This window comes from Streptomyces rhizoryzae, assembly GCF_023155275.1.
Classification (GTDB): domain Bacteria; phylum Actinomycetota; class Actinomycetes; order Streptomycetales; family Streptomycetaceae; genus Streptomyces; species Streptomyces rhizoryzae.
This window is the reverse complement of record NZ_JALMUV010000013.1, coordinates 35,254-57,792: the sequence shown is the minus strand read 5'-3', so window position 1 is coordinate 57,792 and position 22,539 is coordinate 35,254. Positions and strand designations below refer to the sequence as shown.

21 protein-coding genes and 1 riboswitch are annotated in these 22,539 nt (G+C 73.9%); of the genes, 10 read left to right on the top strand and 11 right to left on the bottom strand.

The window, feature by feature from the left end:
* Window positions 1-23: 23 nt before the first annotated feature.
* Window positions 24-428, bottom strand: coding sequence for a CBS domain-containing protein (locus MUU72_RS13255; RefSeq protein WP_248013405.1), 405 nt, complete (start codon window positions 426-428; stop codon window positions 24-26).
* 209 nt (window positions 429-637) lie between these two features.
* Window positions 638-1,441 (bottom strand): histidinol-phosphatase, encoded by an 804-nt coding sequence (gene hisN, locus MUU72_RS13250; RefSeq protein WP_248013404.1) that lies wholly within the window; start codon window positions 1,439-1,441, stop codon window positions 638-640.
* Between the two features lie 187 nt (window positions 1,442-1,628).
* Here hisN and MUU72_RS13245 point away from each other — a divergent pair, with 187 nt between their 5' ends.
* Window positions 1,629-2,342: a TetR/AcrR family transcriptional regulator gene (locus MUU72_RS13245; protein ID WP_248013403.1), complete on the top strand. Its 714-nt coding sequence runs from the start codon at window positions 1,629-1,631 to the stop codon at window positions 2,340-2,342.
* Here the strand turns inward: MUU72_RS13245 and MUU72_RS13240 are convergent.
* From MUU72_RS13240 to MUU72_RS13225, 4 genes are all read right to left on the bottom strand, one after another.
* Window positions 2,296-2,619: a DMT family transporter gene (locus MUU72_RS13240; RefSeq protein WP_248013402.1), complete on the bottom strand. Its 324-nt coding sequence runs from the start codon at window positions 2,617-2,619 to the stop codon at window positions 2,296-2,298. The two genes, MUU72_RS13245 and MUU72_RS13240, sit on opposite strands and share 47 nt — an antisense overlap.
* 137 nt (window positions 2,620-2,756) lie before the next feature.
* Window positions 2,757-3,764 (bottom strand): ribosome small subunit-dependent GTPase A, encoded by a 1,008-nt coding sequence (gene rsgA, locus MUU72_RS13235; protein WP_248013401.1) that lies wholly within the window; start codon window positions 3,762-3,764, stop codon window positions 2,757-2,759.
* Window positions 3,765-3,777: 13 nt separating this feature from the next.
* Complete coding sequence (gene aroA, locus MUU72_RS13230) at window positions 3,778-5,130, bottom strand: 3-phosphoshikimate 1-carboxyvinyltransferase (protein ID WP_248013400.1); 1,353 nt, start codon at window positions 5,128-5,130, stop codon at window positions 3,778-3,780.
* Window positions 5,131-5,332: 202 nt separating this feature from the next.
* The gene (locus MUU72_RS13225) at window positions 5,333-6,046 is read right to left on the bottom strand and encodes a M50 family metallopeptidase (RefSeq protein WP_248013399.1); all 714 of its coding nucleotides are present in this window, start codon (window positions 6,044-6,046) and stop codon (window positions 5,333-5,335) included.
* Between the two features lie 35 nt (window positions 6,047-6,081).
* On the opposite strand from MUU72_RS13225, the gene MUU72_RS13220 reads away from it, so the two are divergent.
* The 8 genes from MUU72_RS13220 (at window position 6,082) to def (ending at window position 14,032) form a co-directional block, all read left to right on the top strand.
* On the top strand, window positions 6,082-6,912 hold the full coding sequence (locus tag MUU72_RS13220; RefSeq protein WP_248013398.1) for an SOS response-associated peptidase: 831 nt from the start codon (window positions 6,082-6,084) through the stop codon (window positions 6,910-6,912).
* 55 nt (window positions 6,913-6,967) lie between these two features.
* Window positions 6,968-7,624: an alpha/beta hydrolase family protein gene (locus MUU72_RS13215; RefSeq protein WP_248013397.1), complete on the top strand. Its 657-nt coding sequence runs from the start codon at window positions 6,968-6,970 to the stop codon at window positions 7,622-7,624.
* Window positions 7,625-7,993: 369 nt separating this feature from the next.
* Window positions 7,994-8,695 carry a sigma-70 family RNA polymerase sigma factor gene (locus MUU72_RS13210; protein WP_248013480.1) on the top strand — a complete coding sequence of 234 codons (702 nt, stop codon included), beginning with the start codon at window positions 7,994-7,996 and terminating at the stop codon, window positions 8,693-8,695.
* Window positions 8,692-9,084, top strand: a complete 393-nt coding sequence (gene rsrA / locus MUU72_RS13205; protein ID WP_248013396.1) for a mycothiol system anti-sigma-R factor — start codon at window positions 8,692-8,694, stop codon at window positions 9,082-9,084. The genes MUU72_RS13210 and rsrA overlap by 4 nt, the downstream gene beginning before the upstream one ends.
* Before the next feature lie 208 nt (window positions 9,085-9,292).
* Entirely contained in the window at window positions 9,293-10,783 is a 1,491-nt protein-coding gene (locus MUU72_RS13200; protein ID WP_248013395.1) for an HD-GYP domain-containing protein, read from the top strand.
* Window positions 10,780-12,003: an HD domain-containing protein gene (locus tag MUU72_RS13195; RefSeq protein WP_248013394.1), complete on the top strand. Its 1,224-nt coding sequence runs from the start codon at window positions 10,780-10,782 to the stop codon at window positions 12,001-12,003. The genes MUU72_RS13200 and MUU72_RS13195 overlap by 4 nt, the downstream gene beginning before the upstream one ends.
* 331 nt (window positions 12,004-12,334) lie before the next feature.
* Window positions 12,335-13,333 carry a tetratricopeptide repeat protein gene (locus tag MUU72_RS13190; protein WP_248013479.1) on the top strand — a complete coding sequence of 333 codons (999 nt, stop codon included), beginning with the start codon at window positions 12,335-12,337 and terminating at the stop codon, window positions 13,331-13,333.
* A gap of 69 nt (window positions 13,334-13,402) precedes the next feature.
* Window positions 13,403-14,032 (top strand): peptide deformylase, encoded by a 630-nt coding sequence (gene def / locus MUU72_RS13185; RefSeq protein WP_248013393.1) that lies wholly within the window; start codon window positions 13,403-13,405, stop codon window positions 14,030-14,032.
* 19 nt (window positions 14,033-14,051) lie between these two features.
* Here the strand turns inward: def and MUU72_RS13180 are convergent, their stop codons facing one another.
* From MUU72_RS13180 to MUU72_RS13170, 3 genes are all read right to left on the bottom strand, one after another.
* Window positions 14,052-15,932 carry a transglycosylase domain-containing protein gene (locus MUU72_RS13180; protein WP_248013478.1) on the bottom strand — a complete coding sequence of 627 codons (1,881 nt, stop codon included), beginning with the start codon at window positions 15,930-15,932 and terminating at the stop codon, window positions 14,052-14,054.
* A 105-nt stretch (window positions 15,933-16,037) separates the two neighbouring features.
* A complete protein-coding gene (locus MUU72_RS13175) occupies window positions 16,038-17,060 on the bottom strand; it encodes a ribonucleotide-diphosphate reductase subunit beta (protein WP_248013392.1) in 1,023 nt (340 codons plus the stop codon).
* Window positions 17,051-19,477 carry a ribonucleoside-diphosphate reductase subunit alpha gene (locus tag MUU72_RS13170; RefSeq protein WP_248013391.1) on the bottom strand — a complete coding sequence of 809 codons (2,427 nt, stop codon included), beginning with the start codon at window positions 19,475-19,477 and terminating at the stop codon, window positions 17,051-17,053. The genes MUU72_RS13175 and MUU72_RS13170 overlap by 10 nt, the downstream gene beginning before the upstream one ends.
* Window positions 19,478-19,635: 158 nt before the next feature.
* A riboswitch (cobalamin riboswitch) is annotated at window positions 19,636-19,785 on the bottom strand.
* A gap of 172 nt (window positions 19,786-19,957) precedes the next feature.
* On the opposite strand from MUU72_RS13170, the gene MUU72_RS13165 reads away from it, so the two are divergent.
* On the top strand, window positions 19,958-20,545 hold the full coding sequence (locus MUU72_RS13165; RefSeq protein WP_248013390.1) for a Uma2 family endonuclease: 588 nt from the start codon (window positions 19,958-19,960) through the stop codon (window positions 20,543-20,545).
* 67 nt (window positions 20,546-20,612) lie between these two features.
* Here the strand turns inward: MUU72_RS13165 and mctP are convergent, their stop codons facing one another.
* Window positions 20,613-22,277 carry a monocarboxylate uptake permease MctP gene (gene mctP / locus MUU72_RS13160; RefSeq protein WP_248013389.1) on the bottom strand — a complete coding sequence of 555 codons (1,665 nt, stop codon included), beginning with the start codon at window positions 22,275-22,277 and terminating at the stop codon, window positions 20,613-20,615.
* Entirely contained in the window at window positions 22,274-22,534 is a 261-nt protein-coding gene (locus MUU72_RS13155) for a DUF3311 domain-containing protein (RefSeq protein WP_248013388.1), read from the bottom strand. The genes mctP and MUU72_RS13155 overlap by 4 nt, the downstream gene beginning before the upstream one ends.
* Window positions 22,535-22,539: the final 5 nt, after the last annotated feature.

Genomic DNA, 22,539 nt, shown 5'->3' with positions numbered 1-22,539 from the left:
CGCGCCCGGCTGCCGGGCGCCCCTCACGCCGCCGCGGCGGCCCGCTCCGGGACGGCCGACCAGCAGCGCATGATGTCGCGGACCGAGACGATGCCGACCGGTTCGAGGTCGTCGAGGACGACGAGGTGGCGGAAGCCGCCGCGCACCATGGCGCCCGCCGCGTCGTCCAGCGTCCAGTCCGGGGTCGCGAAGACCACGTCGGACGTGGTGTGGCCCTGGGCGGTCTCGCGGTCGGGATTCTCGCCCGCACCCAGGGAGTTGAGGATGTCGCGCTCGGTGAGGATGCCGATGCCGCAGGTGTCCTGGTCGAGTACCACGGCCGCGCCGATGCGGCGGGCGGCCATCAGGCGTGCCGCCTGGCGGAGGGTGTGAGCCGGCCCGATGGTCAGGACCACCGTGCTCATGGCGTCTTTGACGAGCTGGGGCATGGAGCGGAGCCACCTCCTCGGTGTATGTGAGCATGCGAAGTGCTTCACAAGTTCACAAAGTGGAGGTTTCTCATGTTCACATGCTCCCGGGCGCACAACAAGGGTTAGTTGTTGGACAGCCGTCCGAAAAGCCGCCCCCGCGCAGGTCGGAGTCGGTGCGGGCGGGGATCAGGATGTGCGGGCGACCGGTTGTGGCCGGCCGCCGGCGGTCAGCCCCGGCTGTCGCCGACGTATGACAGCAGGTCCTCGTGCAGCAGCCCGTTGGACGCCGCGGCGTTGCCGCTGTGCGGGCCCGGCCTGCCGTCCAGTCCGGTGAAGCGGCCGCCGGCCTCCTGGACGATCACCGCGCAGGCCGCCATGTCCCACAGCGACAGCTCCGGCTCCGCGCAGATGTCCACCGTCCCCTCGGCGACCATCATGTAGGGCCAGAAGTCGCCGTAGGCGCGGGTGCGCCAGCAGTCCCGGGAGAGGCCCAGGAAGCCGGGGAGCGCGCCGCGCTCCTCCCAGCCGGTCAGCGAGGAGTACGCGAACGACGCGTCCTCGATGCGGCCCACCTGGGAGGTGTGGAGCCGGGACGCCGAGGTCAGGCTGCGGCCGGTGAAGGCGCCCAGGCCCTCCGCGGCCCACCAGCGGCGGTTGAGCGCCGGGGCGGAGACCAGGCCGACCACCGGGCGGTCGCCGCCCTCGCCGCGCTCCATCAGTGCGATCAGCGTGGCCCAGACCGGGACGCCGCGCACGTAGTTCTTGGTGCCGTCGATCGGGTCGATGATCCAGCGGCGCGGCCCGGAGCCCTCGTTGCCGAACTCCTCGCCCAGCACCGCGTCCCGGGGCCGGGCGCGCTGGAGGTGGGCGCGGATCAGCTCCTCGGCGGACTTGTCCGCCTCGGTCACCGGGGTCATGTCCGGTTTGGTCTCGACCTTGAGGTCGAGCGCCTTGAACCGCTCCATGGTCGCGGCGTCCGCGGCGTCGGCCAGGACGTGCGCGAGGCGGAGATCATCGTGATAGTCGGGCATGGGCGAACAGTATCCACTGGTCCGGGCGGGATCCACACGGCCATGCCGGGGCCGTGGGGTGGTCCGGCGGCGGCCGCCGGGGCCGGTCCGCTCCACGGGTGCCCCCGGCCGCCCTTGACAGCCCCTGACGGCACGTCAATTCTGTGACGTGGCACACATTTTCGGTGCGGGGTCGGGGAGGTGGCGGATGCCGTCGGCGCGCGAGGCGCTGCTGGACGCCGCGTACACGGCGCTGCTGGCCCGGCCCTGGACGGCCATCCGCATGGTGGAGGTGGCCGCCGCGGCCGGGGTGTCCCGGCAGACGCTCTACAACGAGTTCGGCGGCAAGGACGGCCTGGCCCGCGCCCTGGTCCGGCGGGAGACCGAGAACTATCTGGCCGGGGTGGAGCGGGCGCTGGCCGCCGGCGGCCCCGGGGCGGCGGGCGGCGACGCGGCCGCGCGGGTGGCCGCCGCGGCTGCCTGGACGGTCCGTACCGCGCGCGCGAACCCGCTGGTCAGGGCGGCGCTGACGGGCTGCTGGGACGACCGGCTGCCGGCCGGGCGGACCGGGCCCGCCGAACTGGTGGGCCGGTTGTGCGAACGGGCGGTGGCGGCGCTGGCCCCCGGTCGCCCCCGGGAGGAGCTGCCGGCCCTGGGCGCCGCGTGCGAGACCGCGGTCCGGCTGACGCTGTCGTGGGTGATCGCCCCGGCGGTCCCGGAGCCGGCCCCCGAGCGCCCGCCCGGCCGCGGCGCACCGGCGGTACCCCGGCAGCGGGGGCCGCGGGAGCCCGAGGCGGAGGCGGTGTCCCGGCTGGTCAGGGGCGTGTTCGCCGGTCTCGCGGCGGGCGCCGGCGACGGCCCGGGGCCCGGCGGGGTCAGTGCGCCGAACCGGACAGCTGGAGACCGATCACCCCGACGATGACCAGCGTGATCGAGACGATCTTCAGGGTGGAGACCAGGTCGTCGAGGAAGACCATGCCGTAGATCGCGGTGCCGGCCGCGCCGATGCCGGTCCACACCGCGTACGCCGGGCCGACGTCGAGCTTGCGCAGCGCCAGGGTCAGCAGGCCGAAGCTGCCGAGGGCGAAGACCGCGAAGGCGATGGTCGGGTAGAGCCGGGTGAAGCCGTGCGAGAGCTTGAGGCAGACCGCGAAGCCGGTCTCCAGCAGCCCCGCCACCACGACCAGCAGCCACGCCATATCGCCTTGCCTCCGTCCGCTCGGTGACCGCTTCCGCCGGATGACCGCTTCCGACCGGCCCGGTCCGGACAAGACCGGTCCTGGTACGAAAGGTGATTATGCCCGTACGCCGTACGGGCGGCGGGGGATTGCCGGGATCAGTCGCCCTCGCGTCGCTCCCGGGTGGCCAGCAGCCGGCGCAGCGAGTCCAGCCGGGCCGGGTCGGCGTGCCCCTCGGCCGCCCACGCGTCCAGAGCGCAGTCCGGCTCGTCGTGGCTGCACGCCCGCGGGCAGCCCTCGGTGCCCGGCTCCAGGTCCGGGAAGGCGTGGATGACCCGGGACGGATCGACGTGCGCCAGCCCGAAGGACCGCACGCCCGGGGTGTCGATGACCCACCCGGTGTCACCGGGCAGCGGCAGCGCCAGCGCCGAGGTGGTGGTGTGCCGGCCGCGGCCGGTGACCGCGTTGACGTGCCCGGTGGCCCGGCGGCGCTCCGGCACCAGGGCGTTGACCAGGGTCGTCTTGCCGACCCCGGAGTGGCCGACGAACGCCGTCATCCGGCCGGCCAGCTGCTCCCGGACGCGGTCGGCGGCGCTGCCGTCGGCCAGCTCCTCGCGGTTGGTGACCACGTACGGGACGCCGAGCGCGCCGTAGGACTCCAGCAGGGCGTCCGGCGGCGCCAGATCGGACTTGGTCAGCACCAGCAGCGGCTCCAGCCCGGCGTCGTAGGCGGCGACCAGGCAGCGGTCGATCAGCCGGGGCCGGGGCTCGGGGTCGGCGAGCGCGGTGACGATCGCCAGCTGGTCGGCGTTGGCGACCACCACCCGCTCGTACGGATCGTCGTCGTCGGCGGTGCGGCGCAGCGTGGAGGTGCGCGGCTCCACCCGGACTATCCGGGCCAGGGTGTCCTTGGCGCCGCTGAGGTCGCCGACCACGGCGACCCGGTCGCCGACCACCGCGCTCTTGCGGCCCAGTTCGCGGGCCTTCATGGCGGTGACCTTGCGGCCGTCGATCAGGCAGGTCAGCCGGCCGCGGTCGACGGTCAGGACCAGGCCCTCGCGGGCGTCCTCGTGCTTGGGGCGGATGTTCGTCCGCGGGCGGTTGCCCTTGCGGTTGGGGCGGACCCGGACGTCGTCCTCATCGGGGTTCTTGCCGTAGCGGCGCATGGTGCGGCGGACCTCAGGCTCTCCGGGCGGGGGCGGCCGCCGGATCGAGCATCTGCGTCCACAGTGCGGGGAAGTCCGGCAGGGTCTTGGCGGTGGTGGCGACGTTCTCCACCTCGACGCCCTCGACGGCCAGGCCGATGACCGCGGCGGCGGTGGCCAGCCGGTGGTCCTCGTAGGTGCGGAAGACCCCGCCGTGCAGCGGGCGCGGCCGGATGTGCAGCCCGTCGGCGGTCTCGGTGACATCGCCGCCGAGTTCGTTGATCTCCTTGGTGAGCGCGGCCAGCCGGTCGGTCTCGTGCAGCCGGAGGTGGGCCACGCCGCGCAGGGTGGAGGGGGAGTCGGCGAGCGCGGCGACCGCGGCGATGCCCGGGGTCAGCTCGCCGACCTCGCCGAGGTCCACGTCGATGCCGTGGATCCGGCCGCTGCCGGTGAACGTCAGGCCCAGGTCGGTCAGCTCGCAGGAGCCGCCCATGGCGGTGAAGATCTCGCGCAGCGCGTCACCGGGCTGGGTGGTGCGCTCGGGCCAGTCCGGGATGGTGACCGTGCCGCCGGTGACCAGCGCCGCGGCCAGGAACGGCTGGGCGTTGGAGAGGTCCGGCTCGACGACCAGGTCGCGGCCGAGCAGCGCGCCGGGGGTGACCCGCCAGACGCCTGGCTCGCCGCCCGCCTCGGGGGTGTCCACCTGGGCGCCGACGCTGCGCAGCATGTCGACGGTCATCCGGATGTGCGGCATCGACGGCAGCGCCGCGCCGACGTGCCGGACCTCGACGCCCTGGTTGAAGCGCGGCGCGGACAGCAGCAGCGCGCTGACGAACTGGGAGGACGAGGAGGCGTCGATCTCCACCGCGCCGCCTTCGAGGGCGCCGCCGCCGAACACCGTCATCGGCAGCGCGCCGCGGTTGTCGTCGTCGATCCGGGCGCCCAGGGTGCGCAGCGCGTCGATGACGCCGCCGAGCGGGCGCTCGTAGGAGCGCGGGTCGCCGTCGAAGCGGACGGGGCCGTCGGCGAGCGCGGCGACCGGCGGCAGGAAGCGCATCACCGTGCCGGCGTTGCCGACGCCGACGACCGCGGGGCCGTGCAGGCCGGCGGGGATGATCCGCCACGCCTCGCCGCCGGAGGTGCCCGACGAGCTGGAGGAGGCGGTCTCCTCGATGCCGACGCCCATGGCGCGCAGCGCCTCGGCCATCAGCAGGGTGTCGCGGGAGCGCAGCGGGCGACGCAGCCAGCCGGGCTCGGAGGAGAGGGCGGCCAGGACCAGGCCGCGGTTCGTGACCGATTTCGAGCCGGGCACGGTGACGGTGGCATCGACCGCCCCGGAGGCTACGGGGGCGGGCCACAGGGCAGGGAGGGCGGGGCTCTCGGTCATGCCCTTACTTTAATGGCTGGACAAGGGTGCCGATCTTGATCAAAAGCGTCGCAACCTGCACGAAACACGGCTTTTGTGGTGCAACCGCAGGCAGCGGGCCTCGTCGGGGCAACCGGCGCGACACCGACATACGGAATGTGGGTTACCGGACGCGGCCGGCGCGGGTCCCCGCCGCGGCCCGCCGGGGCGCCGGGGGCGCTCCTCATATGCCCAGCAGCCAGCGCCCGCCGCCCATCAGGGAGCACACCGTCACCACGTGGAAGAAGCCGAGCCAGACGGCGGCCGGGACGTGGGTGAGGCGGGCCAGCTGGTCCGGGTCCGAGTCGACCGCGCCGCCGCGCCGCCGCTTCCCGTGCAGCTCGAACGGCGGCCGCACCCCGCCCAGCAGCAGGAACCACACCACCGCGTACGCGAAGACGGCCTGCACCGAGGGCTCCGTCAGCCAGGACACCAGCAGGAAGGTGCCGCCCGCCAGCACCACGGTGAGCACTCCGTAGGCGTTGCGGATCATCACCAGCATCGCCAGCAGCAGCGCGGTGGCCCCCCACAGCAGCGCCGTGATGTGCCCGGCGGCCAGCAGGGCGGCGCCCGCCAGGCCCAGCAGGGACGGGGCGAGGTAGCCGGCCGCGGCGGTCAGGATCATCCCGATACCGTGCGGTTTGCCGCGCGAAACGGTCAGGCCCGAGGTGTCCGAGTGCAGCCGGATGCCGTCCAGGCGGCGGCCGGTGAGCAGGGCCAGCAGCCCGTGGCCGCCCTCGTGCGCGATGGTGACCGCGTTCCGGGACAGCCGCCAGGCGGTGCGCGGGACGACGGCGCCCAGGGCCAGCACGCCGGTGCCGATCACCAGCCAGAGCGCCGGTCCGGGCTGGGCCGAGAAGACCCGGTCCCAGACGTCGGTGAGGTGGTGGGTGTCCATGTCTCCCCTTCGTGTGGCATGGCAGTGTGGCATGTATGTGCGGTAGGTATGCAGCGAGCCGGAAGCCCGAGGACCTGGTGGGGATCTTCGGCGTCCAGCAGTGGGAGCCGACGGAGACCCTGGCGCCCAGCTGGAACATCGCCCCGACGGACAACGTGCACGCGGTACTGGAACGTCCCCTCAAGGGCGAGGCGGCCGCCGCCTTCCCGCCGGGACCGGTGCGCCAGCTGCGGACGCTCAAGTGGGGCCTGGTCCCGTCGTGGGCGAAATCACCCGAGGGCGCCGCGCGGATGATCAACGCCCGGGCCGAGACGGTGCACGAGAAGCCCTCGTTCCGGCAGGCGTTCGCCGCCCGCCGCTGCCTGCTCCCCGGTGACGGCTACTTCGAGTGGGTCACCGGCGCCGCCGAGCGGCAGCTGGAGGAGCAGGGGAAGCGGAAGCGGCCCCGCAAGCAGCCGTACTTCGTGACGCCCGCGGACGGTTCGGTGATGGCGATGGCCGGGCTCTACGAGTTCTGGCGGGACCGCACGCTGCCCGCCGACCACCCGCTGGCCTGGTGGGTGACGTGCACGGTCGTCACCACCGAGGCCGAGACCACCCCGCTGGCCGGGGCGGACGGCGGCGAGGGCCCGCGGTCGCTCGCCGAGATCCACCCGCGGATGCCGCTGGTGCTGCCCCCGGACCGCTGGGACGCCTGGCTCGACCCGGCCCGCACCGACCCCGACGACCTGCGGGGGCTGCTCGCCCCGCCGCCGCCCGGGACGATGCGCGCCTACCCGGTCCCCACCGACGTCAGCAACGTCCGCAACAACGGTCCCGAGCTGGTCACCGAGCTGGCCGCGCCCGAGGCCGGCACGCTGTTCTGAGCGGCCGGGCGGGCCGCCCGTGACCTGTGCGGGGCACCGCGGGCAGGATGGCCCCATGAGCACGAGGGCGAACGAGAGCGAGACGGTCGCGACCCCGGCGGGCGACGCCCGGATCTCCTGGTACCGCGGCGCCGGGCCGGCCCGGGCGGTGGTCGCGGTCGGCCACGGCGCCGGCGGCGGCATCGAGGCCCGCGACCTCCAGGCGCTGGCGGCCGCGCTGCCGCCCCGCGGCTACACCGTCGCACTGGTCGAGCAGCCGTGGCGGGTGGCGGGCAAGAAGGTGGCGCCCGCGCCGAAGACCCTGGACGCCGGGTGGACGGCGCTGTGGCCGGCGCTCGCCCGGCCCGGACTGCCGGTGGTCGCGGGCGGCCGCAGCGCCGGCGCCCGGGTGGCCTGCCGTACGGCGCGCGAGCTGGGCGCCCGCGCCGTCCTGGCGCTGAGCTTCCCGCTGCACCCGCCGGGGAAGCCGGAGAAGTCCCGGGCCGGGGAACTGGCCGGTGCCGGGGTGCCGGTGCTGGTGGTGCAGGGCGGACGGGACCCGTTCGGGCGGCCCGCGGAGTTCCCGGAGGGCACCGAGCTCACCGAGGTGGCGCACGGCGACCACGGGTTCGCGGTGCCGAAGTCGGCCGGGGTGGGTGAGGCGGAGTCGATGGCGCAGCTCACCGGCGCGGTGCTGGCGTGGCTGGACGGGCTGGACGGGGTGTCCGGCTGACCGGGCGCACGGGCGGGGCGCGCGGACGGGACGCCGCCCAGCGGGGCCGGCGGGCCGGTGCGGGGCAGCGGGCGGCGCGGGGAAGGCGCGGAGAAATCTTGCGGCCGGGCGGGGAATGATCGTGCGGGCGGCGCTGTTGTGGCAGGCGTAGGCAGTGGAGTTGCCTCGAAGCGCGCACGAGGAATGGGAGACCGCCGCATGGGAATCGCTTGCCCGGCCCGACCGGCCGCCGACCTGCAGTGGCCGCAGGTGCAGGCGGCGCAGCCCGCTCTCGCCGGAGCGGCGGTGGCACCGGATCGTCGTCTATTCTCCGAATCGAGAGGACCCGCGGCGCACGCAGCAGCGGGATCCGCCACGGTGTTGGAGGAGGTGGGTCCGGTCACCGGAACCGACGCAGGGACCGACGGCCCGGCCGCGGAGGAGTCCGCGGGCCGGACGGAGAGCGGCGCCGAGCGCAATGCGCGCTTCGAGCGGGACGCCCTCGGTTTCCTCGACCAGATGTACTCCGCCGCTCTGCGCATGACGCGCAATCCGGCCGACGCGGAGGACCTGGTGCAGGAGACCTACGCCAAGGCGTACGCGTCCTTCCACCAGTTCCGGGAGGGCACCAACCTCAAGGCGTGGCTGTACCGCATCCTCACCAACACCTTCATCAACTCCTACCGTAAGAAGCAGCGGGAGCCGCAGCGCAGCGCCGCCGACGAGATCGAGGACTGGCAGCTCGCCCGCGCCGAGTCCCACATGTCGACGGGTCTGCGCTCCGCCGAGTCGCAGGCGCTGGACCACCTCCCGGACTCGGACGTGAAGGCCGCGCTCCAGGCGATCCCCGAGGAATTCCGGATCGCCGTCTATCTCGCGGACGTCGAGGGCTTTGCGTACAAGGAGATCGCGGACATCATGGGGACACCCATCGGCACGGTGATGTCCCGTCTCCACCGCGGCCGGCGCCAACTGCGCGGCATGCTGGAGGATTACGCCCGTGAGCGCGGGCTGGTCCCGGCGGGGGCGGCTGCCGAGGGGCAGTCCGCGCGGACGCCGGAGCCGCACGACCGGAAAGGCTCGGGATCATGAGCTGCGGAGAGCCGCACGAGAAGGACTGCTCAGAGGTCCTTGACCACCTTTACGAATACCTCGACCGGGAGATGCCGGCGGGGGAGTGCGCCGAATTCCAGGTCCATCTCGACGAGTGCTCGCCGTGCCTGGAGAAGTACGGCCTGGAGCAGGCCGTCAAGAAGCTCGTCAAGCGCTGCTGCGGCCATGACGACGTCCCGGCCGACCTGCGGTCCAAGGTCATGGGCCGGATCGAGCTGATCCGGGCCGGGGAGACCGTGCCCGAGGTGAGCGTCCTGGACCAGGCCCGGCACGAGCAGGCCCAGCGGCAGCGGGTCGCGGAGGCCCGGGGCGGTGCCGTGCCGGCCCCCGAGCCCGGCCCGGCCGGCAGCACCGCGCCCGCCGAGTAGCGGCCCGCGCGCCACCCCCCCCCGCACCACCGCTCGAACGTCTGCGCGTCCGCATCCCCCTCCGGGGTGACGGGCGGGGCGATCCGCCCTGCTCGATCCGCGGATGCGCCCCCTCGGGCGCCCCGCCGCCTCTATTCTCGCCGGATCCCCGCGGGGCGCGGCCACCCGCCGCCGCGCGGGTGCGTCGGGCAGGGGCGAGGAGGGCGCGATGCGGGAACTTCCGGCGGCCGCACGGCTGTACATCGGCGGCGCCGCCCTGGCAGCGGGGCTGTGCGCGGCCCCCGCGGTACGGCTCGGCGCCGCCGCCCCCTGGGCCGGCGCCCTGGCGCTGGGCGCCGTGTACGCCCTGTGTGCGCGGATCCCCCGCCCGCCGAGCGGTGTCCCGGCCCGGCCCGGCCCCGACGCCGCCCCGCTCCCCGAAACCGGCACCGGCACCGCCGACAGCGCCGGCCACGGCACCGCCCAGGACCCCGGTCCCGGGCCCGACGGCTTCCCCCAGGGCTGGGCCGCCCCCGTCCTGCTCGCCGCCGCCCTCCTGCTGCCCCCGCCGCTGGCCGCGCTGACCGCCGTCCCCGGCGCCGTGCTCGCGCCGGCCGCGCGCCCCTGGCCCGCCGCCCGCCGCCTCTGGCGCGCCGCCGAACTCGCCCTCGCCACCTGGACGGCCGCCCAGGTCTTCCGGGCCCTGGCCCCGCCCGCCGACTCCGCCGCCCTACCTGGGCTGCTGCCGCCCGCCCTGGCCGCCGCCGGGGCCTGCGGTGCGGTGCTGGGCGCGCTCGGCGGCGGCATCCTGGTCCTGGCCGAGCGGCGCCCGCCGCGCACCGCCTGGCGCACCGCCGCGGCTCGGGCGCTCGGCCCGTACCTCGTCCACGGGCCGACCGGGCTCCTGATGGCGGTGCTCTGGCGCAGCCCGTACGGGCCGCCCGCGGCGCTGCTGGTGCTGCTGCCGGTGCACCTGTCCTGCTGGGCGCTGGCGCAGTGCCACCGGGAGCGCGCCGCCCACCAGGCCGCGCTGGGCGCCCTGGTGCAGGCCGTCGGCCTCAAGGACCGCTACACCCGCGGGCACAGCGAGCGGGTCGGCCGGGCCTCGGTGCTGATCGCCCGGGAGCTGGGCCTGGACGGGGACCGGCTGGAGGTGCTGCGGTTCGCCGGGACCCTGCACGACGTCGGCAAGCTCGGCGTGCCCACCGGGGTGCTGTGCAAGGACGGCCCGCTGACCCCGGAGGAGCGCCGGGTCATCGAGCTGCACCCCGAGTACGGGCACGAGATCGTGCGCGGCCTCGGCTTCCTGGGGGAGGCCCGGGCGGCGGTGCTGCACCACCACGAGCGGGTGGACGGCAGCGGCTACCCGCACGGCCTGATGGGGCATCAGATTCCGGAGTGCGCCCGGGTGGTGGCGGTCGCCGACGCCTTCGACGCGATGACCTCCACCCGCTCCTACCGCCGGGCCCGCCCGGTGCCCGCCGCCGTCGCCGAACTGCACCGGTGCGCCGGGACCCAGTTCGACCCCCGGATGGTCCGGGCGCTGGCCGCCGCGCTGGACAAGTACGGCTGGCCGACGGACCCGGCGGACCCGGCGGACCCGGTGGACCCGGCGGCCGCGGGCGGTGAGCGGGCGCCGGAGGCCGTCCCGGCCGGGCGCGGAAACGTCCCTCCAGTCCGGTCCCGCCGGCCCGGCGCGGACCGGGGCGCCGCCCGGTGACCCGCCGCGCCGCCCTCGGCGTCCACGGCCCGGCCGCTCTGCTGGCCTGCTGGGGCCTGGGCCACACCCTCTGGCACGGCGTCGCCGACCCCCGGGCCGCGCTGGCCTTCGGGGCGCTGATCGCGGCCGGCGGGGCGGTACGGGACCCCGGCGGCCGGCCGGGCGCCCCGCTCGCCGCCGCCGGGGCGCTCGGCTACGCGCTGCTCGGCGCGGCGGGCGGCGGCGGGGCCGGCCACGGGGTGGCGCAGACCGTCGCGGTCGTGGTGGCCGGGTCGCTGGCCGGGCTCGTCCCGTACCTGGCGCGCGGCGGCGGCCCGGTGCTGGACCCGCTGGCCCGCCGGGTGCTGACCGCCGGCTTCGCCGCCGCCTGCTGCCAACCCCTGGCCGGCCCGGACGGGTTGTGCGCCTGGGGCGCGGCCGGGCCGGTGTGCCCGCTGCTGCTGGTGCCGCTGCCGGTGCTCACCGCGCTCTGCGACGCGGTGCTGGCGGCCGCGCTGGCCGGGGCCCGGACCGGCCGGCCGTACGGGGCGCTGCTGCGCGAGGAGGTGCGGGCGCTGCCGGGCATCGGGACGGCGGTGGGCGCCGCCGGGGTGGTGCTCGCACTGGCCGTCGCGGCCGGTGGACTGTGGGCGCTGCCGGTGGCCGGTCTGCCGCTGCTGCTCGCCCAGTACGCCGTCCGCCGGTACGCGGCGGCCCGCGCCACCTGCCGGCAGACCATCGCCGCCCTGGCCCGGGCCACCGAGATCGCCGGCTGCGCGCCGCCCGGCCACGCCCGCCGGGTGGCCGCGCTCAGCCGCGCGGTGGGCCGCGAACTGGGGCTCGCCGGGCCCGCGTTGGAGAGCCTGGAGCACGCCGCGCTGCTGCACGACATCGGCCGGCTCGCGCTCCCGGACCCGGCGCCCGGCGGCGCCCCGGCCCCGCTGCCGCCCGCCGAACGGCGCCGCATCGCGCAGCTCGGCGCCGCCGTGGCCCGCCGGACCGGCGCCCCGCCGGAGGTCGCGGTGATCGTCGAGCGGCAGGCCGACCCGTACCGGGAGCAGCCGGTCACCGCCCGTATCGTGCGCACCGTCGACGCCTACGACGACCTGGTGGCGGGCGGCGGGCCCGGGGGCGGGCCGGCGGCCCTGGAGGCGCTGCGGCTGGCCACCGCCCGGGACCACGAGCCGCGGGTCGTCGAGGCCCTCGGCCGGGTCCTGGCGCGCGGCGGCCCGGCGGCCTGAACCGCCCGGGTGCGCGCCGGGGCGCGGAAGCGGCCCGCAAGCCCCGCGGCGGCCCCCGCACACCCCCGCCGCCCCGTGTTCCCGGCCCGTCCACCGAGCGGGAACCCATGGGTAATGAGCGGCCCGCGAGATGGGCATGGTTGGATGCGAAGGAAGGCCCCCGCAGGGGGTTCAGGGGGTCGGCGCAGGGCAAGAGCCGCAACAGGGGCGCAGCACACCGGGCTGAGCCCGACGGCAATCTGTGGCAGGTTGTCGAGTGGGCCCCCAGAAGGCCCCGGGCGCCGCCCGGGACTCTCCGGAGCGGCACAAGAGCAACCAGCAGGCGGGAATCGTGAGGATCTTCGGCAAGGTACGGCACCGGCCCTCCGCCTCGTGGCGGCAGACGACCGACCGCGCTTTCACGCTGATCGGTGACGGCCGTTACGACGACGCGGGGGCGCTGCTGACCCGCGCGGCGGACATGGAGCCGTGGCTGTCGGAGTCCTGGTTCAACCTCGCGCTGCTGCACAAGTTCCGGCACGACTGGGAGCAGGCCAGGGCCGCCGGGCTGCGCGCGGTGGCGCTGCTGGACCGCGAGACCGGAGCGCCCGACTGGTGGAACGTGGGCATCGCCGCCACCGCCCTCCAGGACTGGCCGCTGGCCCGCCGGGCCTGGCAGGCGTACGGCCTGAAGGTGCCCGGCGAGGGCTCGCCGACCGGTGAGCCGGTGGGCATGGCGCTGGGCAGCGCCGCGGTCCGGCTCTCGCCCGAGGGCGAGGCCGAGGTGGTCTGGGGCCGCCGGCTGGACCCGGCCCGGATCGAGGTGCTCTCCATCCCGCTGCCGTCCTCCGGGCGGCGCTGGGGCGAGGTGGTGCTGCACGACGGCGTCCCGCACGGCGAGCGGACCACGACCGGCGCCGGCGGGGAGACCCGCGCCTTCCCGGTCTTCGACGAGATCGAGCTGTGGGCGCCGTCCCCGGTGCCCACCTGGGTGGTGCTGCTGGAGGCCGCCACCGAGGCCGACCGGGACGCCCTGGAGCAGCTGGCCGCCGACGCCGGCTTCGCCGCCGAGGACTGGTCCTCGTCGGTGCGGCTGCTGTGCCGCACGTGCTCGGAGAGCCGGATGCCCAGCGACGAGGGCGACGGCGAGCACCTGGACCCGCACGACCACAGCGAGCCCGGCCACCCCGGGCCGCTGGGCCACCGCACCGCCGGCTCCGGCTCGCTGTGGGTGCCCGAGCGCGAGTGCGGTATCGCGGCGCCCGCGGCCCTGGTGCGCGGCCTGCTGGACGGCTGGGTCGCGGACAGCCCGGACACCCGGGAATGGCGTGATCTGGAAGAGGTCTGCTGAGCGGCCGGCCGCGTCCCCGTAGGCTGTAAGGCGTTACCCCAGGGTTTTGCAGGAAGGCGTGCGGCGGAGATGGCCCAGCAGGACAGTGACCAGCAGGTGAGTGTCGAGTTCCTCGACGACGTCACGGACGCGAAGGAGCGCGAGGCGGCCCACCGGGAGCGCGGCACCTCCCGCCCGATCACCGTGGTCGGCAACCCCGTCCTCCACAAGGAGTGCAAGGACGTCACCGCGTTCGACGACGAGCTGGCGCGGCTGATCGACGACATGTTCGCCAGCCAGCGCACCGCCGAGGGCGTCGGCCTGGCCGCCAACCAGATCGGCGTGGACCTCAAGGTCTTCGTCTACGACTGCCTGGACGACGAGGGCGTGCGCCACGTCGGCCACGTCTGCAACCCCGTCCTGGACGAGCTGCCGGCCGAGCGGCGGGTGCTGGACGACTCCAACGAGGGCTGCCTGTCCGTCCCCGGCGCCTATGCCCCGATGCCCCGCCCCGACTACGCCGTGGTCCGCGGGCAGAACGCCAAGGGCGAGCCGATCGTGGTCCAGGGCACCGGCTACTTCGCGCGCTGCCTCCAGCACGAGACCGACCACCTCTACGGCTACCTCTACATCGACCGGCTCTCCAAGCGGGAGCGCAAGGACGTGCTGCGGCAGATGGCCGAGCGGGAGCCCCGCTACCCCGTCGTCCCCAACGACTGAGCGGGGCCCCGCGCGGGGCCTACGCGGCGTTCTGCGCGGCGGCCCAGACCTGGGGCGGGAGCGCGGTGCCCAGCCCGGTGCCGGGGCCGCCGACGCCGTTCAGGGGCAGCAGCTGGGGCGCCCCCGGCTTGTTCCGGAAGAGGGTGACGGCGGTGGTGGGCTCCGTGCCCTCCCCGCTGCCGGACGGCGGCGGGGTGGCCACGAACCACGCCGACTTCAGCCGGTCCCCGGACTCGGTGGACCCGGCGGCCGGCGGCTGCTGCGCCGGCTTGGCGTCCGGGGAGCCCAGGATGCGCCAGCCCACCCCCTCCAGCGTGGCCGTCACCTGCTGCGCCACCGCCGGGCCGACCACCTGCTGCGGTTCGGCCCGGTCGAAGCCCGCCACCGGCTTCCCCCGGTAGGTCATCCGCGCCACCGCGTACGGCTCGGCGTGCCGCCCGCCGTTGGCGAAGGTGGTGTACGCGCTGGCCAGCCGGACCGCGCTGGGCGCCGAGGTGCCCAGCGGGAAGGTCTGCTCCAGCTGGGCCAGGCTCTCCTTGCGCAGCCCGGCCGCGAGCACCAGGTCCCGGATGCGCTCCAGCCCGAGCTGTTTCCCGGCCTGGACGAACGGGCCGCTGCGGCCCTGCATCAGGGCGCCGCGCAGCTCGTCCGCCCGGCTGGGGGAGCCGACCGGGCGGGCCCGGTCCCCGTACCGCTCGGCCTCCTCCTGGAGGGCGGCGGCCAGTACGAACGGTTTGAAGGCGGAGCCGGCCGGGACCGCCGTGGTGTCCGCGTTGTTGCTGAAGTGCCGGGTGGCGTCCGTGCCGCCGTAGAGCGCGACGATCGCGCCGTCGGCGGGCCGCACGGAGGCCGCCCCGAATTCCACGAACGTGTCCTCGGCGCGCTTTTCCGGATCGAGGCGCTTCGCCCGGACGTCCTGCACCGCCTTTTCCAGCCGGCGGGTGCGCTGTTTGTCGAAGGTGGTGTGGATGCGGTAGCCGCCGCGGGCCAGGTCCTTGTCGGTCAGCCCGGTGGCGCTCTTGACGAACTTGTTGGCGATATCGACGAGATAACCGATCTGGCCGGCCTGGCTGGTGGGTTTGGTGACCGGGCGCGGCTCGGGGAATTCCTGGTACCGGGCCCGCTCGTCGGCGTCCATCGCGCCGGTGGCGACCAGCCGGTCGAGGATCCACTTCCAACGGGCCACCGCACGCTCGTGGTTGGCCCGGCTCAGCCCGGGGTCGTACTGCTCGGAGCCCTTCAGGACGGCGGCCAGCAGGGCGCCCTGGCTGGGATTCAGGTCCTTGGCGTCGATACCGTAATAGGCGTGCGCGGCCGCCTGTATGCCGTTCGAACCGCGGCCGAACCAGCTGGTGTTGAGATACCCGCGCAGGATCTCCGATTTGGTTTTCCGGTTGTTGACCTTCAGCGCGATGATGAATTCCTTCACCTTGCGGGTCGCGGTCTGGTCCGGTGAGAGATAGGTGTTCTTCACGTACTGCTGGGTGATGGTCGAACCGCCCTGGGTGTCCCCGCCGAAGAGCATGGTGACCACCGCGCGGGCGATCCCGGTGAAGGAGACCCCGGAATCGCTGTAGAAGGTGGCGTTCTCCGCGGCTATCACCGCGTTCTGGACGTGCTTCGGCACTCTGTCGAGGGCGACGTTCTGCCGGTTGACGGCGCCGACGCTGACCATCTGGCTGCCGTCCGCCCAGTAGTAGACACTGGCCTCCTTCCCGGCCAGTGCGTTCTCATCGGGGATGTCGACCTTGGCGTAGACGAACGCGAACAGCCCCGCCAGACAGGCCAGGACGAAGGTGGACGTGCCCAGCCACAGCCGCCACGACGGCAGCCAGCGGCGCACCCCCTTCCGGCCCAGGCGGGGATAGTCGATGTACCGGCGAGTTTTTTTGCCCTCCATGTTCCGGTAGATGTGGTGGCACAGGCTCCGGTTGCCGGTGCGGCCGTCCGCTGATCGAACGCTCACAATCGGCGGACGGCCGGGTTCCGGGGCCGGGCGGGTTTCTCAGAAGTCGTCGTCGAAGGAGACCGAGCCCTCGACGGCGACCTGGTAGGCCGAGGCCCGCCGCTCGAAGAAGTTGGTCAGCTCCTGGACGTCCTGGAGGTCCATGAAGGAGAACGGGTTCTCCGAGCCGTAGACGGCCGGGAAGCCCAGGCGGCGCAGCCGCTGGTCGGCGACGCATTGGAGGTACTCGCGCATCGACGCGGTGTTCATCCCCGGCAGGCCGTCCCCGCACAGGTCCCGGGCGAACTGGAGCTCGGCCTCCACCGCCTCCTCGAGCATCTCGGTGACCTGCCGCCCCAGCTCCTCGTCGAAGAGGTCCGGCTCCTCCTCGCGGACGGTGTCCACCACGGAGAACGCGAACTCCATGTGCATCGACTCGTCCCGGAAGACCCAGTTGGTGCCGGTGGCCAGCCCGTGCAGCAGACCGCGCGAGCGGAACCAGTAGACGTACGCGAACGCGCCGTAGAAGAACAGGCCCTCGATGCAGGCGGCGAAGCAGATGAGGTTGAGCAGGAAGCGGCGGCGGTCGGCCTTGGTCTCCAGCCGCTCCACCTCCTCGACGTGGTCCATCCACCGGAAGCAGAACTGCGCCTTCTCCCGGATGGAGGGGATGCTCTCCACCGCGGCGAAGGCGGCGGCGCGGTCCTCCGGATCGGGCAGGTAGGTGTCCAGCAGCGTCAGGTAGAACTGGACGTGCACCGCCTCCTCGAAGAGCTGGCGGCTCAGGTAGAGCCGCGCCTCGGGGGAGTTGATGTGCTTGTAGAGCGTCAGCACGAGGTTGTTGGCGACGATCGAGTCGCCGGTCGCGAAGAACGCCACCAGCCGGCCGATCAGGTGCTGCTCACCGGGGGAGAGCTTGGCGAGGTCGGCGACGTCGGAGTGCAGGTCGACCTCCTCCACCGTCCAGGTGTTCTTGATCGCGTCCCGGTAGCGGTCGTAGAAGGCCGGGTAGCGCATCGGGCGCAGGGTCAGCTCGAAGCCCGGGTCGAGGAGGTTCTTGGGGGTGGTGGTCATTACTGGCATGCCTCGCAGGACTCGGGGTTCTCCAGGGAGCAGGCGACGGCCTCGGGGCCGGTCACCGGGGGTGGCGCGGGGTGCGCGGGCACGGCGGCGCCGGCGCCGGCGCGCGCCGACTGGGCGATCCGGGTGGCCGGCCGCGAGCGCAGGTAGTACGTGGTCTTGATGCCGCGCTGCCAGGCGTAGGCGTACATCGAGCTGAGCTTGCCGATGGTCGGCGACGCCATGAAGAGGTTGAGCGACTGGCTCTGGTCCAGGTAGGGCGTGCGGTCCGCGGCCATGTCGATCAGGGCGCGCTGGGGGATCTCCCAGGCGGTGCGGTAGCGGTGCCGGACCTCCTCGGGGATCCAGGCCAGCTCCTGGACGGAGCCGCTGGCCTCGCGCAGCGCGTCCCGGGTCCGCGCGTCCCACAGCCCCAGCTCCTTGAGCTCCTCGACCAGGTAGGTGTTGACCTGGAGGAACTCACCGGAGAGCGTCTCGCGCTTGAAGAGGTTGGAGACCTGCGGCTCGATGCACTCGTAGACCCCGGCGATCGAGGCGATGGTCGCGGTCGGCGCGATGGCCAGCAGGAGCGCGTTGCGCATCCCGGTCCTCGCGATCCGGGCGCGCAGCGCCGCCCAGCGGTCCGCCCAGCGCGGTTCCGCGTCCGGGTAGTGGTCCGGGTGCAGCACGCCGCGGGCGGTGCGGGTCGCCTGCCACGCCGGGAGCGGGCCGTGCCGCTCGGCCAGATCGGCCGACGCCTCGTACGCGGCGAGCATGATCCGCTCCGAGATGCGGGTGGACAGCTCCCGCGCCGCCGGCGAGTCGAACGGCAGCCGCAGCCGGAAGAACACGTCCTGGAGGCCCATCAGGCCCAGCCCGACCGGCCGCCAGCGGGCGTTGGAGGCGGCGGCCTGCTCGGTCGGGTAGAAGTTGATGTCCACCACCCGGTCCAGGAAGGTCACGGCGGTGCGCACGGTGGCGTCCAGCCGCTCCCAGTCCATCCGGCCGTCCTCGCCCAGGTGGGCGGCGAGGTTCACCGACCCCAGGTTGCAGACGGCGGTCTCCCCGTCGCTGGTGACCTCCAGGATCTCGGTGCACAGGTTGGAGGAGTGCACCACCGCGCCCGGTTCGGCGGTCTGGTTGGCGGTGCGGTTGGCGGCGTCCTTGAACGTCATCCAGCCGTTGCCGGTCTGCGCCAGCGTCCGCATCATCCGGGAGTACAGGACCCGGGCCGGGATCCGCTTGGCCGCCCGGCCGTCCGCCTCCGCCGCGCGGTACGCCGCGTCGAACTCCGCGCCCCACAGGTCCACCAGCTCCGGCACCTCGGCCGGCGAGAACAGCGACCACTCCTCGTCGGCCGCCACCCGGCGCATGAACTCGTCCGGGATCCAGTGCGCGAGGTTGAGGTTGTGGGTCCGCCGGGCCTCCTCGCCGGTGTTGTCCCGCAGCTCCAGGAATTCCTCGATGTCGGCGTGCCAGGTCTCCAGGTAGACGCAGGCCGCGCCCTTGCGGCGGCCGCCCTGGTTGACGGCCGCCACCGAGGCGTCCAGGGTGCGCAGGAACGGCACGATGCCGTTGGAGTGCCCGTTGGTGCCGCGGATCAGCGAACCGCGGGCGCGGACCCGGGAGTACGGCAGGCCGATCCCGCCGGCGTGCTTGGAGAGCCGCGCCACCTGGTGGTAGCGCTCGTAGATCGAGTCCAGCTCGTCCAGCGGGGAGTCCAGCAGGTAGCAGGAGGACATCTGCGGGTGCCGGGTGCCGGAGTTGAACAGCGTGGGGGAGGACGGCAGGTAGGAGAGCGTGCTGGTCAGCCGGTACAGCTCGGCGACGTCCGCGAGCGCCCGCTGCGAACCGTCCTCCGCCAGGCCGCAGGCCACTCGCAGCAGGAAGTGCTGGGGCGTCTCGATGACCTTGCGGGTGACCGGGTGCCGCAGCAGGTAGCGGGAATACAGGGTGCGCAGTCCGAAGTACCCGAAGCGGTCGTCGGCGCCGGACTCCAGCGCCGCGCGGACCAGTGCGTCCAGCCGCCCGGCGTGGGTGCGGACGAACGCGGCGGTGGCGTCGGCGATCAGCCCTTCCCGGTGGCCGGCCGCGACCGACGCGGAGAACGCGGTGGCGCCCTGGCCGGCCGCCTCCTCGGCGATGGCGCGGGTGAGCAGGCGGGCGGCGAGCCGGGAGTACTGCGGCTCCTCGCCGATCAGCCCGGCCGCGGCCTCGGTCGCCAGGGCGCGCAGCTCGGCCTCGTCGGAACCGGGGTGCCGGCCGCGCAGCGCGGCGGCGGCGACCTTGCCGGGGTCGGTGGCGGCCAGGTCCGCGGTCAGCTCGGTCAGCGTCCGCAGCAGGGCGGCGCCCGGACCGTCCCCGGCGCCGGGCGCGGTGGCGGTGGTGGGCTGCTGTCCGGCCTCGGCGTCTGACGCGGGCTCCGTTGGCGCGATGGTCACCTGATGCTCTCCCTCACTCGGCGGGGGCCGGGAGGGCGGCGGCGTGACGGGCGCGCGGGCGGCGGCACCCCGGGCACAGCGGGGTGCGCGATCCGGACCGCGCGGCGTCCACCGGCCCATCCCTCGGGGCCCGGACGTATCGACGCCGCACCGGTGGCGGTGCGGACGTACCGTCGGCAGGTCATCGGACTCGAGCGCGCACGGCCGGACCGCGGGAGCGGGCCGTGTCGTGTGCGCTCACACCGTTGCGGGACAGTTCCGGATTCGCACCGGATTCCCCTGCGGCGACAGCGAGCACGAGCATACATCTTGTGCCGATGTCCGCACGCAGCCCCACATCTTGTGCCGGTGGGTGGGCGGCTTCGGGTGCGCGCCGCCCGGGTCGCCCGCGCAGTTGTGATCACGGGGTGACTGTCAGTGGGCTCGGATATCGTCGGTTTCAGGTTCCCCTGCTCGGTCCGACAGCAAGGAGAAAGCGCCATGACCGCCCTCGCCGACCGGCCGCACATCACTGTTCCCGAGCACTTCGAAGAGGCCGCCCGGATACGTGCCCGCCTGGAAGAGGGCACGCGGTTGGAACTCATCGACGGGAAGGTCAAGAGCAAGCCCATGCCGGACGGAGACCACGGGCGGATCATCCAGTGGCTGACGCGCATCTGCATGCAGCACCGTCCCGAGCTCTGGCTCGACCCGAGCCAAGGCATCAAGGTGCAGTCGTACCGTGATGGCCGGGCGCGGCCGGACGGCACACTTGCGCACATGGATGCCTTCGTCGGGAAGGGCGAGTGGGCTGACCCCGACCCGGTGCTGATGGTTGTCGAGGTCACTTCCCACGACTCCGACACCGATCAGCGTGACAGGGTCGAGAAGCCTCGCGCCTATGCGGAAACCGGCCTCCCCCTCTCTCTCTTGATCGACCGGACGTCGGGCCAGGTGTCGCTGTACAGCGAGCCGGATGGTGATCGCTACGAGAATGTCCGCACCGTGCCGTTCGGCAAGTCCCTGCACCTGCCCGACCCGGTTGGTATCACACTCGACACCGAGGCGCTGAAGGATTGGGCGCACTGACCCCGCACGGCGAAGGGCCGCCGCGTTCGGCTGAACGCGGCGGCCCCGGGCGGGAGGTGAGGAGCCGTCAGTGGCCGGCCGGAGCGCCCGCCGTGGCCGGGGGGAGGTCGGCGGTGACGCCCTCGTCGCCGAGGTCGGCGGTGTAGTCGCCGGGGGAGGTCTCGTCGACGCCCCCGGGGGCCTTGAGGGCCTTGAGGACGACGGTCAGGACGACCGTCACCAGGACGTTCAGGACGAAGGCGGTGAGACCGATGTAGCCGATCTGGCCGAGGCCGGGGATCTCCGCGCTGGAGCCGCCGAAGTGCTTCTGGGTCGGGCTGGCCACCCCGTACGCCGCGAGCGTGCCGTAGACCATGCCGACCGCCCAGCCGGCCAGCAGCGCCCAGCGGTGGAACCAGCGGGTGAAGAGCCCGCCGACCAGCGCCGGCATGGTCTGGAGGATCCAGATGCCGCCCAGCAGCTGGAAGTTGATCGCGACGGTCTTGTCCATGGTGAGGACGAAGGCCAGCGCGCCGACCTTGACCAGGAGGGACACCAGCTTGGCGACCTTGTGCTCCTGCTCGGGCGTGGCACCGGGCTTGAGGAAGTCCTTGTAGACGTTCCGGGTGAAGAGGTTGGCGGCCGCGATCGACATGATCGCCGCGGGCACCAGTGCGCCGATCCCGATCGCGGCGAACGCCACGCCCGCGAACCAGCTCGGGAACATGTCCTCGAAGAGCTGCGGGATCGCCAGCTGCGCGTTCCCGTGGGTGTCCGTCCCGGCCTTGATCGCCATGAAGCCGAGCAGGGCGAGGAAGCCCAGCATCAGCGAGTAGAGGGGGAGGATGGTGGTGTTGCGGCGGATCACGTTGCGGCTGCGCGAGGAGAGCGTCGCGGTGATCGAGTGCGGGTACATGAACAGCGCCAGCGCCGAGCCGAGCGCCAGGGTGGCGTACGCCCACTGGGCGTTGGGGCCGCTGGCCAGTTCACCGCGCGGTTTGCCGGTCGGGCCGTGCTGGGCCAGCGCGGTGCCGGCCGAGTGGAAGATCTCGCCGAAACCGCCCAGCTTGATGGGGATGTAGATGATGGCCACCGCGATGACGAGGTAGATCAGCCCGTCCTTGACGAACGCGATCAGCGCCGGCGCCCGCAGCCCCGAGGAGTAGGTGTACGCGGCCAGCACCGCGAAGGCGATCAGCAGCGGCAGGTCCTTGACGAACCAGTTGGCGTGCTCGCCGCCGCCCAGGCCCATCACGTCCAGCACGGCCTGGATGCCGACCAGTTGGAGCGCGATGTACGGCATCGTGGCCAGCAGCCCGGTGAGCGCCACGGCCAGCGACAGCCCCTTGGAGCCGAAGCGGCCGCGGACGAAGTCGGAGGTGGTGACGTACCCGTGCCGGTGCGAGACCGACCACAGGCGCGGCAGGAAGGTGAAGATCAGCGGGTAGACCAGGATGGTGTACGGGACGGCGAAGAAGCCGGACGCGCCCGCCGCGTAGACGGCCGCCGGGACGGCCACGAACGTGTACGCGGTGTACAGGTCGCCGCCGAGCAGGAACCACGTGATCCAGGTGCCGAAGCTCCGCCCGCCCAGGCCCCATTCGTCGAGGTTGGCGGACTGCTCGGCGCGGCGCCAGCGCGCGGCCAGGAAGCCCATGACCGTCACGGCGAGGAAGAAGAGGACGAAGACCGTGAGGGCCACGCCGTCGACGCCCTGGGAGCCCGCGGCGAGCGTGGTGACGGGGGTGGTCATCGGACCTCACCGCCCTTGCGGGCGCGCTGCTCGCGCCGGACGAGCCGGTAGGCGACGGCGGTCAGCGCCGTCGAGATCAGCACCCACGCCATCTGGTACCAGTAGAAGAACGGGATGCCGATCAGCGTCGGCTCGATCCGGGCGTAGGAACTCACCCACAGCATCGCGATGAACGGGGCGAGCAGACACAATCCGGCCACCACCCGTGTGGGGGTGACGACCGGTCTGCGGACCGGTGATGCGGCGTTCTCGGCCATGACCG